The organism is Echinicola jeungdonensis, assembly GCF_030409905.1.
Classification (GTDB): Bacteria; Bacteroidota; Bacteroidia; order Cytophagales; family Cyclobacteriaceae; genus Echinicola; species Echinicola jeungdonensis.
On the sequence record NZ_JAUFQT010000001.1, the window covers coordinates 2,267,354 to 2,285,546 of the forward strand.

The following is an 18,193-nucleotide window of genomic DNA, read 5'->3' on the forward strand; positions in this document are numbered from 1 at the left end:
AGGTAATTTTTGATAGGTAATTGCAAAAAAAAGGAGTAGAATTTCTCCCTGAAATTTGAGAAGATTAGCAATTAAATCTATCAGGCCATAAAAGTTGTGATAACCAAATGTTCAATTTATTAAAAGCCCAAAAGACCATGAAACTTCCCATTATTCAGTTATTGATTTTTGCCCTGATTTTGGGCAGCTGCTCCCAAAAGGAAAGCATTACTCTAATTTCCACTGAAGGAGCCTCGAACCGAGTGGAATTTGGAAAGGAAAAACTTATGGAAGCCTTTACCATGGCAGGGTTTGAGGTTCAAAGCACTTCTCCCCAAAACTGGAACGGTAAAGGAAAGGCCATTGCCTTAGGAACGTGGGACGATGAAATTTATTCGGATTGGTTGACCCAAAATGGCTTTGAACCCGCATCCGGCGAGAAACCAGGGGATGAAGGTTTCCAAATTTCCAGTAAAGATAAGCTAATTGCTGTTCAGGGTGCGGATGGTTCTGGTGCTCTTTATGGTGCCATTGATTTAGCCAACCGTTTGAAAAAAGAAGGTGAACTTGATTTTTCCATCAATCTAACCGATGAACCAGAAATGGTACTTCGCGGGGCTTGTATTGGGATGCAGAAAACCGAATATCTTCCCGGTAGAGGGGTTTATGAATATCCTTACACCCCTGAAAATTTTCCTTGGTTTTACGATAAGGAACTCTGGATTGATTATCTGGACATGCTGGTAGAAAACCGCATGAATTCTTTGTACTTGTGGAATGGGCACCCTTTTGCTTCTCTGGTAAAACTGGAGGATTATCCTTATGCCGTGGAGGTGGATGATGAAACCTTCAAAAAAAATGAGGAGATGTTTAAGTTTATTACTGAGGAAGCCGATAAACGGGGAATTTGGGTTATCCAGATGTTTTATAACATCATCGTTTCAAAACCTTTTGCTGACCACCACGGGATTAAAACCCAGGACCGTAGCCGGCCTATTTTGCCTTTTATTGCTGATTATACTCAAAAATCCATTGCAGCTTTTATCGAAAAATATCCAAATGTGGGTCTTTTGGTGGCTCTCGGGGAGGCCATGTCCGGAGAAGAAACCGATGTGAAATGGTTTACCGAAACCGTCATCCCTGGAGTAAAGGATGGATTAAAGGCTTTAGGGACGAATGAAGAACCACCAATTATCCTTCGGGCCCATGATACCAATGCCCCGTTGGTGATGGAGAAATCATTGCCCATCTATAAGAATTTATACACTACGCATAAATACAATGGTGAATCATTGACGACTTATGAGCCAAGAGGACCTTGGTCCCAAATTCACAGGGACTTGAGCTCCAAAGGCAATATCCATATTTCCAACGTACATATCTTGGCAAACCTGGAGCCATTTCGCTATGGTTCTCCGGATTTTATCCAAAAAAGTGTGAAAGCCATGCATGAAGTTCATGGTGCCAATGCCCTTCACCTTTACCCCCAGGCTTCTTATTGGGACTGGCCTTATACGGCTGATAAGTTAGCTTCAGGGGATCGTCTGCTTCAGATAGAAAGGGATTGGATTTGGTATAAAGCCTGGGGTAGGTATGCCTGGGAAAGTCAAAGAGACCGGGAAGATGAAATTGCCTATTGGACAGAAATGGTGGGAAATAAATATGATGCCGGAGAAGGCGGCAGGTACATTCTGGAAGCCTATGAAGAAACCGGTGAAATTGCTCCTAAACTTTTAAGGAGATTTGGCATTACAGAAGGAAACAGACAGACCTTGCTATTGGGGATGTTTGGAAGCCAATTGGTGAATCCTTACAAATGGAGGGTGTACCCAGGATTTTATGAATCCTGTGGACCAGTAGGGGAGATTTTGGTGGATTATGCAGAAAAAGAATGGAAAGGTCAGCCTCATGAAGGCGAAACTCCTCCTCAAATTATTCAGGAAGTAGAAGCCCATGGAGAAAAAGCTGTTGAAGCCATTGAAAAAGCAGCTCCTATGGTCAATGGGGATAAGGCCGAATTTGAAAGGTTGAAAAATGATGTATATGCCTATAAAGCTTTTGCTGATTTCTTTGCTGCCAAAGTAAGAGCTGCCATGGAGGTTTTGGAGTTTAAATATTCCAATGAAGTTTCAGACCTGGAGGAAGCCGTTCCTTACCTGGAAAAAAGCGTAGAACATTATAAAAAGTTGGTGGACCTTACTAAGGACTCCTATCATTATGCCAACAGCATGCAAACCAATATGAGGAGAATTCCTGTTGGTGGTAATGATGGGAAAAACAAGCATTGGATAGAATTGTTGCCGCATTATGAAGAGGAATTGGCCAGTTTGAAGCGGAATATCGAATTGCTGAAAAACAGCAAGGATGGGCAAATGCCCCAAAAAGAAGTGGACCCCTGGCAAAAAGCTGCAATCAACTGGAAAGGAGTTTATGCTGATTTTACTGCCCAAGCAGGATATAAAGTGTTTACTGATGATCAAGGTTCCATTGTCCGTTTGGCGGATGAAATCAAAGGATTGGAAGGCCTTAAGTTGAACTCGGAGAAACTGGATGATGAAGGAATTACCCTCCAATTCAGCAATGAAAAGCCTATCAAACTGGTTGTTGGCTTTTTCAATACCGGAGATAAGCATTACCTGAATCCACCTACACTGGAAACCAATGCAGCAGGGAATATGAGAGGACAGGCAGAGGTGCAGTTGGCCAATGCTATGGAGATCGCTGGATTGCCACCGGTTAATATCCATACTTATGAATTTGAAGCAGGAGATAATGAGTTGGTTTTGGGAGAGGGGAAAGTGCTGATCCTGGGAGCCATTGATGCAGGTCAGGAAATCCAATCCAGGGAGGTTGGATTGATAGGTGAAGAGCAAAAAGCAGCCGTAGATTGGGTGTTTTATTAAGGAGATGTTAGAGAGAGATGTATGAATTGAGTTTGACACCCAATAGCTGTTTTTTTGTGAATATTAATTCCTTGCGTCCTCTGCATCTCTGCGAGAAAAATATATTCACGCAAAGACGCTAAGTTCGCAAAGGGTAATAAGGGAATTGTTCAAAAGTATTTTACGCTTCACCTTGAGTTCTTTGCTGTATAGAATAATGAAAATCAGAACAATAAAAATACATGTTTATTAATTTTATTAAGAGTTTTTGGTTCGTCATGCTTTTGAGTTGCAGTTTGGTTTTAAGGCTGAATGCACAAGAAGTAAGACAAGAAATTTCCCTCAACCAAAATTGGAAGACTATTGCTTCAGGGCCCAAGCCTTTAATCGAGAAGAATTTCGAACAGCCCAACTTTGATGATGAAAATTGGCTTAAGGTGGATGTGCCTCATAACTGGGATCAGTATGAAGGGTTCCGGAGAATGAAGCATGGTAACCGCCATGGTGCAGCCTGGTACAGAAAGCAAATTCACCTGGACCCGAAAAATCAGGGAAAACAGCATTTTCTGTTTTTTGAAGGGGTTGGTTCCTATGCCACCGTTTATGTCAATGGTGAAAAAGTAGGAGAACATGCAGGTGGTAGGACAACCTTTACCCTGGACATCACCGATGCCGTTTCCTTTGAAGGTGAAAATACCATCGCCGTAAAAGCTGACCATCCCGCAATGATTGCTGACTTGCCCTGGGTTTGCGGGGGCTGTTCCGGTGAATGGGGATTTTCTGAAGGTTCCCAGCCAATGGGGATTTTTAGGCCGGTTTCCCTCGTAGTAACTGCCCCTGTTAGGATAGAACCTTTTGGGGTCCATATCTGGAGTGATGAAGAAATCAGCAAAGAAGCCGCCCAGCTTCATATCAATACCGAACTAAAAAACTATGGAAAAGAAACCCGCAAATTAACCCTTGTCAACAGGCTTTTAGATGCCAAAGGCGAGGAAGTTGACCAACAAAAGCAGGAAATCAGCATAGCCCCGGGTAAGATCGAAAAATTCCAGCAGGCCACGCCTGTATTGGAAAACCCACACCTTTGGTCGCCAAAGGATCCTTACCTGTACACTATGGTCACTGAAGTCCAAGAAAATGGCCAGGTAATAGATGAATTGAAAACTCCTTACGGAATCCGTTGGGTCAGCTGGCCAGCAGGAAGGAATGATGGTGACCATCGTTTCTTTATCAATGGAGAGCCATTATATATCAACGGGATTTGTGAATATGAGCATTTGATGGGCCAAAGCCATGCCTTTACTGATCAGCAAGTTCAATCCAGGGTGGATCAAATGCTGGCAGCAGGGTTTAATGCATTCCGTGATGCGCACCAGCCCCATAATTTCAAATATCATGAGCAGTGGGATAAAAACGGGATTCTTTTCTGGACCCAATTTTCCGCCCATATCTGGTATGACACCCCTGACTTTAGAGAGAATTTCAAGAAACGACTAAGAGATTGGGTCAAGGAAAGAAGAAACAGTCCGTCCGTGGTGCTTTGGGGCTTGCAAAATGAAAGTACCATCCCTAAGGCTTTTGCTAAAGAATGTACCGAAATTATCCGGGAGATGGATCCTTCCACCTCCTCTCAAAGGTTGGTTACTACCTGTAATGGTGGTGAGGGTACTGATTGGAATGTGATTCAAAACTGGTCAGGAACTTATGGTGGAGATCCACATCAATATGGAGAAGAACTGAGTGAACAAATTTTAAATGGAGAATTTGGTGCCTGGAGGACCCTGGGGCTTCATACAGAAGGGCCATTTGACCAGGATGGTATTTACAGTGAAGACCGTTTTTACCAGTTGATGCAGATCAAGGTCAGGGAAGCTGAGGAGCATAAAGACAGCCTTGCAGGACAATTCCATTGGTTGTTTAATTCCCATGAAAACCCTGGTAGAATCCAAAACGGGGAAGCATTTAGGGATATTGACAGGGTAGGCCCCATCAATTATAAAGGATTGGTAACCCCTTGGGAGGAGCCTACAGACACTTATTTCATGTTCCGTTCGGAATATGCTCCAAAAGAAACGGAACCGATGGTCTATATTGTTTCCCACACCTGGCCTAACCGGTGGACCGAACCTGGAGTGAAAGACAGTTTGGTTGTATTCTCTAATTGTGATGAAGTAGAGTTGTTTAATGGCGTAAATGGTCAATCCCTAGGTAAGAAATCCAACCCGGGACTGGGTTATAATTTTCAGTGGGATCAGGTAGATATCCAATACAATGTATTAAAAGCCATTGGCTATGTCGATGGAGAAGCTGTGGCGGAAGATATGATTCTTTTGCACCACCTTCCGAAGGCTCCAGAATTTGATCAACTGTATGAGGATACAGATCTTTTGAAAGGCCGGGAAGGGTATGAATACCTTTACAGGGTAAATGCCGGCGGACCTGATTTCACCGATCAACATGGCCAATTATGGATGGCAGATGTTCCCCGTTCAAATGATAAATTTTGGGGGTCTGTATCCTGGACTGATGATTTTAAAGATTTGCCTGCCTTCTATGCCAGCCAAAGAAGAATTCATGATCCTATCAAGGGCACTAAAGAATGGGAACTTTTCCAGAATTTCAGATTTGGAAAGCATAAACTGAAATTTGAATTTCCGCTGCCTGATGGTGAATATCTTGTTGAGTTGTACTTTAATGAACCTTGGTATGGCACCGGTGGAGGAATGGACGCTGAGGGATGGAGAGATTTTGATGTAGCCGTTTCAGGAGATACGGTATTGCAAAACCTTGATGTCTGGAGTGAGGTAGGTCATGACCATGCTTTGAAAAAGGTGGTAAAAGGAAAATCCAAAGATGGACTGTTGACCATTTCTTTCCCAAAAATCACTTCAGGCCAAGCTCTCATTTCAGGAATTGCCATTGCCAGCCCAATAGAAAATCCAGTTCCTGCTCTAAGTTCGCCAAAAAACATCCTTGCTTTGAAAACAACAGATGAAGACCAGGCGGAGGTGAAAACATGGTTAGACAATGGGCAAAATCAATACCTGAACAGCCCTCTCCAATTTAACCAATTGCCATATAAATTATTTGGGGCAGATTGGATCTGTTTTAATGCAGGTCTCAATGACAAGGATTTTAATGGTTCTTTTGAAGTTCAGGAAGCATCAAATGTTTTTGTCCTTATGGATAATGCGGTAAAAACGCTTCCGGATTGGATGGGAAATTATGGGAAAACCAAAGACCAGGCTGTCAATAGCCGGAGAGATGTTTTTGAAGTTTATCAGAAAAAGGCCAAAGCAGGTCAAACCATCCAGCTTGGTCCAAATGGTCAAAATGCAAAGTCCATGTATAGTGTTGTAGTAGTACCCACATATACTATGGGTGAAGGGGATGAAGCCCGGCCAGTGGTAACGCAGGAAGCTGAATTGGCGGAATTTAGTGGAGAAGGTATTGAAAAAGGAAACTTTAAGGAAAGTGACTATATCTCCTTTTCAGAAAATAACCGACAAGAACTTTCCTGGGAAGTCAATCCAGGTTTGGCGGGGATTTACCTCATCCGGTTTAGGTACATGAACATTTCTGATCACCCTATTAAAGTACGTTTGCAAATAGAAGCAGATAATGGGGTGATGATGCGGGATGAAGAAATTACTTTCCCAGTCAAGGATGAAAAGTGGAAAATACTGAATACTACCACAGGAAGCATGATTAATGCCGGTAAATACACTATCAGGATATTTGCTGATGATATGGGTGGTCTTTGGGTGGACCGCATGGAGTTCCAATAGGGTTTTACCCATAGATAAAATAGGCAATTAATTTACCACGTAGGTACAATAGGACACACAGGGGCGGATTTAAAGATAAAAAAGTACCTATTGTGACCTATATTATCTGTTGTTGTTCAAAATAAGAAAAACTAAAATTTGCGGCCTTGGCGCCACTGCGAGAAATTAAATATTTGAAATGCGAAAATTATTTTCATTAATTGGTGCTTCCATATTGTTCCTGGCCTTTTTTGGTTGTACGAAACCGTCCAAAGAAGCACGTTTGATCCACGATTTTAATAAAGATTGGCAATTTCATTTGGGGGATCATCCTGATGCCATCCAAATGGATTTTGATGCCAGTGATTGGAGAAACCTAAGACTTCCCCATGACTGGAGTATTGAAGGGGAATTTAGCGAGGATCATCCTACAAGGCCGGAAGGCGGAGCTTTACCAGCTGGTATTGGTTGGTACCGAAAAACATTCACCGTGCCACAGGAAGCTGCAAATAAAGAAGCTGCAAATAAAACAACATGGGTGGAGTTTGATGGGGTTTATCGAAATGGAGAAGTCTGGATCAATGGCCAACATTTGGGAAAAAGACCCAATGGTTACAGCTCTTTTCATTATGACCTGACCCCTTATCTGAATTATGGAGATAGCTCCAATATAATTGCAGTGAAGGTGGACAATTCCCAACAGCCTAATTCCCGTTGGTACACTGGATCCGGAATTTACCGAAATGTCCGTTTAGTGACAACAGGAAAGGTGCATGTTGCCCATTGGGGAAGTTTTGTGACAACACCCGAGGTAAGTGAGGATGTCGCCAAAGTTAACTTCCAGTTGAACCTGAAAAATGATGGTAAGGAAGATCAGCCGTTGAAGGTCTTATCCAAAATCATTGACCAGGAAAATAAGGTAATTGCTTCTTTGGAAACAGACAGCCTGATTGCTGCCAATGCGGTGGTATTGGTTGAGCAGGATTTTTCTGTTCAGTCTCCAAAATTATGGTCTCCGGATAATCCTTATATGTATCAGGTACAGACGGAGGTTTATGTCAATGACCAATTGGTGGACAATTATCAAACTCCTTTGGGAATCCGTTATTTCTCTTTCGATCCGGAAGAAGGTTTTTTCCTTAATGGAGAATACATGAAAATCCTAGGTGTATGTAATCACCATGACTTGGGCGCTTTGGGTGCAGCTGTTAATAAAAGAGCCATTGAAAGACGGTTGGAAATATTGAAAGAAATGGGTGCCAATGCCATCCGTACAGCCCATAATCCACCCTCTCCGGAATTGTTGCAGTTATGTGACAGCATGGGATTTATTGTACAAGATGAAGCTTTTGATGTTTGGAAAAAGAAAAAAGTGGATGCAGATGGTCACCTTTTCTGGGATGAATGGCACAAAAGAGACCTGGAGGATCTGATCCTAAGAGATCGAAACCATCCTTCCATCATGATGTGGAGCATTGGAAATGAAATCAGGGAGCAGTTTGACAGCACTGGCCTTACCATCACCAAAGAACTGGTGGATATAGTGAAAAACCTGGACACCACCCGTCCTGTAACCTGTGCTTTGACCGAGAATATCCCCGATAAAAATTATATCTATCAGTCTGGTGCTTTGGATCTTTTGGGCTTTAATTATAAGCACAAGGACCATAAGAATTTTCCGGAATGGTACCCTGGAGAGAAACTGATTGCTACAGAAAATATGTCTGCCTTGGCAACAAGAGGGCAATATGATCTCCCTTCAGATACCACCATGCGATGGCCTCAAGCCCATGATATTCCACTGGAAACAGGCAATGAAGATTTGACCGTATCCGCATATGATCAAGTTTCTGCCTATTGGGGAAGCACCCATGAGGAGACCTGGAAATCCATCAAAGACCAGGATTTCATGTCAGGGCTTTTTGTATGGACAGGCTTTGATTATCTGGGAGAGCCTATTCCTTACCCTTATCCTGCCAGAAGCTCTTATTTTGGGATAATTGATTTGGCTGGTTTCCCAAAAGACAGTTATTACATGTACCAAAGTGAATGGACTGACAAGGCTATGTTGCATGTATTCCCTCACTGGAATTGGCAAGAAGGGCAAGAAGTGGATATTTGGGCTTATTACAACCAAGCTGATGAAGTGGAGCTTTTTCTGAATGGTGAGTCCCAGGGTGTGAAAAAGAAAGAGGGTGATGATCTACATGTTATGTGGAGGATTCCATTTGAGCCAGGCACCCTTAAAGTTATTTCAAGAAAAGATGGAAAAGTTGTTTTGGAAAAAGAAATCCATACTGCTGGGGAAGCTTCCAGAATCGAAATGACTCCGGACAGAATCCAATTAAAAGCCAATGGAAAAGACATGTCCTTTATCACGGTAAATATTTTGGATGAGGAAGGCAACCTTGTGCCAGAAGCTGACAACGTGGTGAATTTTGAAATTGTTGGAGAAGGCCATATTGCCGGTGTGGACAATGGCTACCAGGCCAGTCTGGAACCATTTAAAGCAGATTACAGGAAAGCCTTCCATGGCAAATGCCTGGTGATAGTTGAAACCAATGAAAATGCCGGAAAAATCACCCTGAAAGCCACTGCTGAAGGACTTGAGCCTTCAGAAATTGTGCTGGAGACCAATTGATTAATTGATTGGTTGGGGAGCAACCGAGGTTGTATTTGCCTGAGTTCGAATTTAAGGAACCGAAATAAAGTCGTTAACGTCATTGCGGACCCTGTTAAAAAGGGGAAGTAGGAGGGAGGGTGTGGAAATCTCCTTTTGATGGAATTCCCTTTGTTTCCCTTCCGCAATTTCCCTACATGCCTGGATTATTTTTTTTCGTTAGGAGGTTAATATATGGAAAGGAAGCATAAGGAGAAATTTTCTCCTTATGCTTCCTTTCCTTTTTTCCGTATTTGGGATTGATATTTCCCAGGGGTAATGCCAGTTCGTTGTGAAAAAGTGGAGGTAAAATGCTGCAATGAAGAAAACCCGCAGGTAAAAGCAATATCAGTCAATTCCATTTCATTCTCCCCAAGAATCAATTCCTTTGCCTTATCCACTTTCAAATTGATGATAAAACTATTGGGAGGGTAACCAGTCAGCCTTTTGACTTCATCAGTGAATTTCGTTTTTCCCATGCCAAAGGACACAGCTATATCCTCTACAATCCATTTTTTGGTCAAATCACCCAATATCATTTGGGTAAGGGTATCAATAAAATGGTCTTCTTCTCCGATCTTTTGCTTCCTGTTGGAAAGGTGACGGTACAGGTCAATCAATAGGTTTTCAAGGATGTTGGCAACAATGATTTCGAATCCTTCTTCCTGTTCATCCAGCTCCTTTTTAAGTTCTGTAAAGTACTTTTTAAAGGTCTTCGCTTTTTTGAGTACCAAGCCATCCTCGTCTGCAATTAGTTTGCCCAATTCCTGTTGAAAACCTGGGGATAATTTGGTCCATTTGCCAAGGTTAAGAGGTTTGGAGGGTGAAAAGTCTTCTGGATTGATAATGATCCAATTGATTTGGCCCATGTCCATTTTCCCTGCTGGACTTCCGTTCCAAAGCCATGGAGCAGTGACAGAAAGGTCATCAGGAAGCAGTTCTATTGACCGGTCTTCGATGACCCAATCGTATTTTCCACTTTCTATAAAATGAATTTCAATCCCGTCATTTAAGTGGGGACGCATATTTTCATCCATCCTGACTTTGGAAAACTTCATGCTTCCAAACTGGTTGATGAATGGGATTCTGACCAGTGGTCCTTTATTGCCTTCATGCCACCAGGTTCCTGATTCCCCAGATTTGGTTTTTTCCGCTAATGGGTGGTCTTTTGAATATTCCATTGGTATTTTGGGTGATTATTTCAATTCGCTAAAATACAATATAAAAGGCAAAATATTTTAATAAATGGTAAAAAGGGAAATAAAAGTAAATAAAACCATGTAGTTTATAAAATCGAGCGTTGATTGAATTTTGCATGATTTGATTTTTTATAATTCTAATATTAAGGGTGATTGATGTTTCAATAACCCGAAAACCAAATATTAGATGAATGTAAAATTACTCAGCGCATCGGTGCTGTTGGCTTTTAGTGCTCAGCTTTCAGCAGATGCCATGGGAAAAGGAAATTCCTATTTCCCCTTCCTACCAAAAGAGCACAATTCCAAAAATTCTTCAGAATTAAAAACCCCAGTGGACCGGGTGATCCGGGGAAGGGTCATTGATGGAGCCAATGACCAAAGCATCCCCGGGGTTAATGTCCGGGAAAAAGGTACTTCAAGGGGTACAGTTACTGATATTGATGGAAAATTTGAAATGGAAATCAGCGATAATGCTGAAACCCTCATTTTTTCCTTTATCGGTTATCAAACCTTGGAAGTACCCGTTGGAAACCAATCAGTTTTTGAGGTCACCCTCCAGCCGGATATTAAAAGTCTGGACGAGGTGGTTGTGGTCGGATATGGTACCCAGACCAAAAGAAATGTGACCGGTTCTGTCAGTTCAGTGGACCTGGAGCAATTGGAAAGCCAGCCTAATACCAATATTGCCCAAGCCCTTAGAGGCCGGGTAGCCGGAGTTCAGTTTACTGACAATGGCAGGCCTGGACAAGGCGGAAATATTTTGGTTCGTGGGCAAAGATCAATTACCGCTAGTAATGACCCCCTGATTATTTTGGACGGGGCCTTCTATAATGGAAATCTGGCAGATATCAACCCTAACGATATTGAGTCCATGGAAGTCTTGAAAGATGCTTCTGCAGCAGCTATCTATGGTTCAAGGGCTGCCAATGGTGTGATTTTGATTTCTTCCAAAAGAGGTACCTCTGAAAAGCCCACCATCCGGTTTAACAGTTATTTCGGTGCTTCAGGCTGGAGCCATAAAATGCCTTTATATTCCCCAGAAAGTTACCTGCAAAGAAGGCTGGATTTCCGTTCCCAAAACCAACCTAATGCCACTGAAGTACCAGTTAGGGAGCTGCTCAATGCTCCTGAAAAGGAAATGTATGATGCCGGGAAGACCATTGATCCATGGGAAGAAATTTCTCAAGAGGCTACCCAGCAATCTTATAACTTGAGTGTTTCCGGGCGTACTGATAAGACTAACTATTTTATCTCTGGAAGTTATACGGATGAAGATGGGTTGATTTATGGAGACCGGGCCAGCAGAATATCGGCCAGGTTAAATCTGGAAAATCAAATTACTGACTGGTTAAAAGTTGGAATAAACTCCCAGTTTACCCAAAGAGATCAATCCGGAGTGGAGGCCAGTGTTTTGAATGGCTACTGGTTAAGCCCATATGCCAAAATGTATTTTGATGAAGCGGAGACAGATCCAGTGCCTTACCCAACAGATGATAACCTGGTAAGTAACCCCATGTTCAATGCCTTGACCATGGACAATGAGGAAATTTCCAATAACCTTTTTGCCAATATCTTCGCGGAGATTGATGTTCCTTTTGTAGAGGGGCTTTCTTATAAATTCAGCTACAATCCCAATATCAGATGGGATCATGATTATTCCTTCCAGCCGATTTATCAAAGAAATGATATCAACAATATCGGATTGGGAAGAAAGTTCAACAGAAACCGGATGAACTGGCAGTATGAAAATTTGGTAACCTATACCAAGGAAATCAATGATCATAAGTTTGATTTGACCTTATTATATGGCAGGAACCATAGTTTTTCCGAAGGCACCTTTGTAGAAGGACGCGGCTTTGTCAATGATGCCAATAGCTGGAATAATCTTGACATTGCCCAGACCCAGATCATTGAAACAGAAGCTACCCAGCAAGATGGGGTGTCTTCTATGGCCAGGTTAAATTATCAATTTAAAAACCGTTACCTGGTAACATTGACTGCCAGAAGAGATGGTTCTTCTGTGTTTGGAGCAGATAAAAAGTTTGGAACCTTCCCTTCAATAGCTTTAGGCTGGGTGATGAGTGATGAACCATTTATGATGCAACAAAACACCTTTGATATGCTGAAGTGGAGACTTTCCTATGGGGAAGTGGGTAACCAAGCGGTGACTCCTTACCGTTCATTGGATCGTTCATCCTCTTGGCAGTATGTGTTTGGATCCGAAACCTATACTGCCTTATTCCCGGATCCAGCATATATGCCTAACCCAAGTTTGGGATGGGAAACAACCAAGTCTTTCAATGCCGCAGTTGATTTTGAAATGTGGCAGGGAAGAATTACCGGTACCCTGGAATATTATGATATGACTACCAATGACCTATTGTTGGCCAGAAGCTTACCTGCCATGACAGGATTCTGGACCACTACAGCCAACCTGGGTCAAACCAGTAATAATGGTTTCGAAATTACTTTGAATACGGTCAATGTCCGAAACCAAGATTTCCAATGGAATTCTACCTTTACTTTTTCTACTAATAAAAACCGGATTGACCACTTGTATTATGTGGATTCCGATGGTGATGGTCAGGAGGATGATGACCTGGGTAACCGATGGTTTATTGGACAGCCGATTGGTGTGATCTATGATTATGAGTTTGATGGCATCTACCAAGAAGGAGATGATCTGCCAGAAGGTTATCAGCCTGGATGGGTAAGGGTAAAAGATCAGAATAATGATGGTTCCATTACCACAGATGACCGAAAAGTGTTAGGTCAGACCCAACCTAAATACAGACTGGGCCTTAATAACCAGTTAAGCTACAAGGACTTTACCTTCTCCTTCTTTATCAATGCCATGACAGGCTGGGATGCTCAGCTCAACCTTTTGGATGTAAGCACCAGTACTGGAAACAGTTTCCCTGGTAGATCCGTGAATTTCCTCGATGCAGGTTATTGGACTCCAGAAAATCAGTCCAACACCAGACCAGGGTTAACTTATACCAATCCATTGGGCAGAGGTTATTACCAAAGCAGAGATTTTGTCAGGTTGCAGGATGTGACTTTTGCTTATGACCTGCCAAAACCAATAACAGAAAGATTGAAAATTAACAGCTTGAGGTTTTATGTGAGTGGAAGAAACTTAGCTACCATTACTAATTGGATGGGGCCAGATCCTGAAAGTGGTAATAATACCATCACCAATCTGTACCCTACCTCCAGAACCATTATCGGAGGGATTAACCTAAGTTTCTAAATCTTTTCACGAGCTAATCCAAAATACCTATGAAGTTTATCAAAAATATATATCAAAAATTCGCACCCAGCCATAAGGCCATTGCTATGGGCTTATTGGTTGCCTTAAGCCATAGTGCTTGTGACGATAATTTTCTGGACGAAGAACCCCAGGATTTCCTCAACTCCGATGTGGTTTTGACTAATGAGGAGGGATTTGAAAGTGCTATTGTAGGCCTCCATGAATCAGCAAGGCACCTTTACTTCCGGGAGGATGGGTCTAAAATGCAGTCCATGTACTACGGGACAGACATTGCCATCACAGGAGACCGTACATTAGCTGATTTCCATGACTATCCTACCTGGTTAACCCCAACACTTTATGCAGTGGAGCACTATTGGAACTGGGCCTACAGGAATATGATGCCAAGGGCCAATACGGTTATCCAATATGCAGAAGAAGGTGATTTCTGGGAAAGTGAAGAAGATAGAAATGCAGTCATTGCCGAAGCTCGCTTTTTCAGGGCATATGCCTATAATTTCCTGGCCAATCTTTATGGAGGAGTACCAATTGTAGATCAATTGTACAGGGCCCCCAAAGCAGATTTCACCAGGGCCTCAAGGGAAGAAGTATATGATTTTGCAAGGCAAGATCTGGAATTTGCTTCAGAGTGGTTGCCAGAAACCACAGATATGGAAGGCCGCATTACCAAAGCTGCTGCCGACCATCTTTTATCTGAAGTATACATCAACCTTGGGCGTTATCAGGATGCCGTGGAAAGTGCCTCCAGGGTAATTGATGATGAAAAATACCATTTAATGACCGAAAGGTTTGGTGCCCATACCGATGAACCTGGGGATGTAATTTCCGATTTGCATGGTCAGGACAATATCAACCGTTCTTCTGGCAATATGGAAACCATTTGGGCCCTTCAATTTGAGCCCCGAACAGTTCCTGGCGGAACCGTGGAAAACAGTAAATGGAAAGGTGTAACCTGGCTGAGAGCCTGGGGACCAAAATGGTGGGACATCACCGACCCCAATGGCGAAAAGGGCATGCAGCTTTCCGTGGATAGTCTTGGCCGTGGCGTTGCCTGGGTAAGACCAACTGATTACTTCAATTACGAAGTTTGGGAAGATTATCCTAATGACATCAGAAATTCTGAACATAACATCCGCAGAGAATATTATTACAACAATCCGGAGTCTGAATATTTCGGCCAAAAAGTGGAATTTGATCCAGATCGATTGGATTCCATGGTGCAATATTATCCCATGTTGAGAAAGGTAGAAGGGGATGCCGAAAAAAAAGAAGGTGCCAACTATGGTCGTTCTTTAAAAGATGTGTATTTAATGCGCGTGGCAGAAACCTACCTGCTCAGGGCAGAAGCTTACTTCTTGTTGGGAGATGCGGCCAATGCAGCAGCTGACATCAATGCCGTAAGAGGCCGTGCCAATGCATCATTGGTGACTCCTGGAGAGGTGGATTTGGATTATATCCTGGACGAAAGGGCCCGTGAGTTGATTATTGAAGAAAACAGAAGGTTGACTCTAAACAGAATGGGTAAGCTGGTAGAGAGAACCCGCCTATACAACCCACAAAGTGGACCAAGTATCAAGGATTACCATAACCTGTTCCCCATCCCACAATCGACAATTGATGCCAATATCGATAAAATGATGGAACAGAATCCAGAATATTAGTTGATTTAGTTTTGTTTTTAAAGCTAGGGTAATGAAAAGGCCTGCCATATTGGTGGGTCTTTTTTTATTGATGTGAGTAGGAGATTTTTTTTAAGCTTAAAGGCCTTATGGGACCATATTTTACCCACTTCAGGGTCGAATGGAGTAGAAGGGTAACCCTTTTTTATAGGCATACCATCTCATCGGGATGGTGGAACCCCGGTTGATTTAGGTAATGGGATTAACCTTGATTTTTGGAATAGATTGATTTTCAAATTAAGCTTTGGTTTCCAAGAGCCTGAAGGGTTCATACTCCTTTAGAGGTTTCCAGTTTAAAATTCCCCACCGACCCAGAATGGGCCGCCTATTATTGAGGTTGGAATTGAATTCAAGCAGGTTTAAAGGAATAAATTAACTAGTTTAACAACAAGGTTTTTTAGTTTAATAATTTACCTTTTTTGACTTGTTATTATCATCACACCCTTCCCCATTTGTTTTTTAATCGCAGTTTCTGGATATTTCCATTGACAATGAAATCGTTTTTTATTTCCTCAACCTTATGCGTAGAAAAAAACTTCGTATTTTAGAAAGCTTCAATTTTTTTCTGGAAAGGCAATTTATCAGGGGTGCCCACGTGCAATTGTTTTTTGTGGCCCTGTTGATCGGTTTGTTGTCTGTTATTGGCGGGGCATTGGTTTTACCTTCTGGGGAACCCACCGATTCATTAGGAGAGGCTATTTGGTGGGCATTTTTGAGGCTATCTGACCCAGGATATTTGGGTGATGATGAAGGGACATGGAGACGATTAATTTCTACCTTGATCACCGTAGCTGGTTATGTGGTGTTTTTGGGTTCTTTGGTAGCTATTATTACCACATGGCTAAACCGAAAAATCAGGATACTTGAACAAGGCCTGACCCCCGTTACAGCTACCAATCACATTGTAATCTTAGGCTGGACAAACCGTACCATCCACATTGCCGCCGAATTATTCCAATCCACAGGAAGGCTAAAAAAGTTTTTGCAAAGACATGGGGTAAGAAAATTAAAGTTGATCATCCTATCCGATGATGTGACACCCGACCGCTTGCAGGAATTGAAAGACCATCCCCTAATCGGAGAGAGGGCCAATGAAGTCATCCTACGGTCTGGTGACCCGATTGACAGAGAGCATCTCAGAAGGGTGGACAGCCTTAATGCTTCTGCCATCATTATCCCCAGTCAAACTTATACCCAAAGTGAGTTGATTACCCCAGATGTAGAAACCATTAAAACACTTCTTTCACTCAATGCGGAGGCTAATGGCAATTTTAACCATGACCTTCCTTATGTGGTGGCGGAGATACAGGATGAGAATAAACTTAAAGCAGCCTACCGGGCTTATTCTGGGCCTTTGGAAGTTATTTCCAGTGATAATATAATTAGCCGTTTGATTGCCCAAAATGTCCGGCACTATGGCCTTTCTGAAGTTTATAATGAACTTCTTTCCAATAATTTTAATAATAATCTTTATGCCCGCGATTTCCCTGAAATTATTGGTAAAGAAATGGGCTTTATTAAAAGCCATTATGATGCGGCCATTGTACTTGGGGTGGTCAGAAAAACAAATCAGAAATTTGAGCCTTTTTTAAATCCACCCGATGATTTTGAAGTAAAAGGAGAAGATCGGTTGATATTGCTTGCCAGGAAAATGGAAGACACGGAATTTGAAATAGAAGCCCCGGAAACTTTCCAGGAGTCGGATGTGTCTATTGAATACAAAGGTTCCTTGCCCATAGAAGAAGATTCTGGGATAAAACAATTGCTTATTTTGGGCTGGAACCATCAAATACCTGCCTTGATAAAAGAGTTGGGCTCTTATGAAGATGAAGCTTACCATGTAACCATCGTTTCTCTCAGGCCTCCCGAAGAACGCCAAAAGGAGATTGATCTCCATGGTGTGCAGCGGGGCCGCTTGGCTTGTGAACACCTTCAGGTAGATTATATCCGGGAATCAGAATTGAGGGGTATTCACCCAGAGAAATTTGACAATATCATTTTGGTAAGTAGTGGTCGGTTGACCGATGAGGAAGAAGCAGATGCTCGGACCATTGTAGGCTATACCCTGTTGGAGGAAATTCTAGAGGGGCGGGAGAAAAAGCCACATATTCTTTTGGAGTTATCTGACCCCAGCAATGAAATATTGATCAAGAATTTTAAAAGTGAGGTTCTTATTGGCCCATTGATTTTGAGTAATCTCTTGGCCTCCATTGCCATGCGAAGAGAGTTGCATAGTGTCCATAAAGAATTGTTTACGGTTGGAGGTGCAGAGATTATTTTTAGAACCCCCCAAGAATATGGATTGGAAGCGGCAAACATTCTTTTTTCTGACTTGGAAAAGCGGGCAGCTGAATACCATGAAACAGCCTTAGGTATCTATGAGGGATTCCATTATGAAAAAAATAAAGTCCACCTAAAGCTAAATCCAGATCGTGAGGAAAAACTTGCAATTCATTCGGAAGTGAGATTGGTTGTGTTGACTACTGTTTATTGATGAATGATAGTAGAGATTTGAGATGTGAGATCGGTTCCCGTGTTTTCTCATCGTGGTTTGTGTCCTCACAAACCACCCAGGCATATTGTCCCCCTGTCTCTAACGCGGGACAGATCTCCTCCAAACATGGTTTGATCACAAACTACCCATGCCTGAAGGCTTCACTGTATTAAAAGAATCAATTGGTAAGAGAGACTTGTATCGAACGGTCATGGCTTTGAAAAAGCCCGGTCTGTGTCCTCACAGACCGGGGGAGAATA

7 protein-coding genes are annotated in these 18,193 nt (G+C 42.4%); 6 read left to right on the forward strand and 1 reads right to left on the reverse strand.

Annotation, left to right across the window (positions count from 1 at the left end; all coding sequences use genetic code 11):
• Nucleotides 1-137 precede the first annotated feature (137 nt).
• The 3 genes from QWY93_RS09350 (at nt 138) to galB (ending at nt 9,269) form a co-directional block, all read left to right on the forward strand.
• Complete coding sequence (locus QWY93_RS09350) at nt 138-2,882, forward strand: alpha-d-galacturonidase (protein ID WP_290247953.1); 2,745 nt, start codon at nt 138-140, stop codon at nt 2,880-2,882.
• A 257-nt stretch (nt 2,883-3,139) separates the two neighbouring features.
• Entirely contained in the window at nt 3,140-6,649 is a 3,510-nt protein-coding gene (locus QWY93_RS09355; protein ID WP_290247954.1) for a malectin domain-containing carbohydrate-binding protein, read from the forward strand.
• A 178-nt stretch (nt 6,650-6,827) separates the two neighbouring features.
• Nucleotides 6,828-9,269, forward strand: coding sequence for a beta-galactosidase GalB (gene galB / locus QWY93_RS09360; protein WP_290247955.1), 2,442 nt, complete (start codon nt 6,828-6,830; stop codon nt 9,267-9,269).
• Between the two features lie 245 nt (nt 9,270-9,514).
• On the opposite strand, the gene QWY93_RS09365 is transcribed toward galB, so the two are convergent.
• On the reverse strand, nt 9,515-10,468 hold the full coding sequence (locus tag QWY93_RS09365) for an AraC family transcriptional regulator (protein WP_290247957.1): 954 nt from the start codon (nt 10,466-10,468) through the stop codon (nt 9,515-9,517).
• A gap of 205 nt (nt 10,469-10,673) precedes the next feature.
• Here QWY93_RS09365 and QWY93_RS09370 point away from each other — a divergent pair, with 205 nt between their 5' ends.
• The 3 genes from QWY93_RS09370 (at nt 10,674) to QWY93_RS09380 (ending at nt 17,933) form a co-directional block, all read left to right on the forward strand.
• Nucleotides 10,674-13,739, forward strand: a complete 3,066-nt coding sequence (locus QWY93_RS09370) for a SusC/RagA family TonB-linked outer membrane protein (protein ID WP_290247958.1) — start codon at nt 10,674-10,676, stop codon at nt 13,737-13,739.
• Between the two features lie 29 nt (nt 13,740-13,768).
• Complete coding sequence (locus QWY93_RS09375) at nt 13,769-15,421, forward strand: RagB/SusD family nutrient uptake outer membrane protein (RefSeq protein WP_290247961.1); 1,653 nt, start codon at nt 13,769-13,771, stop codon at nt 15,419-15,421.
• 538 nt (nt 15,422-15,959) lie between these two features.
• Nucleotides 15,960-17,933, forward strand: a complete 1,974-nt coding sequence (locus QWY93_RS09380; protein WP_290247962.1) for a CASTOR/POLLUX-related putative ion channel — start codon at nt 15,960-15,962, stop codon at nt 17,931-17,933.
• The last annotated feature ends 260 nt before the right edge of the window (nt 17,934-18,193 follow it).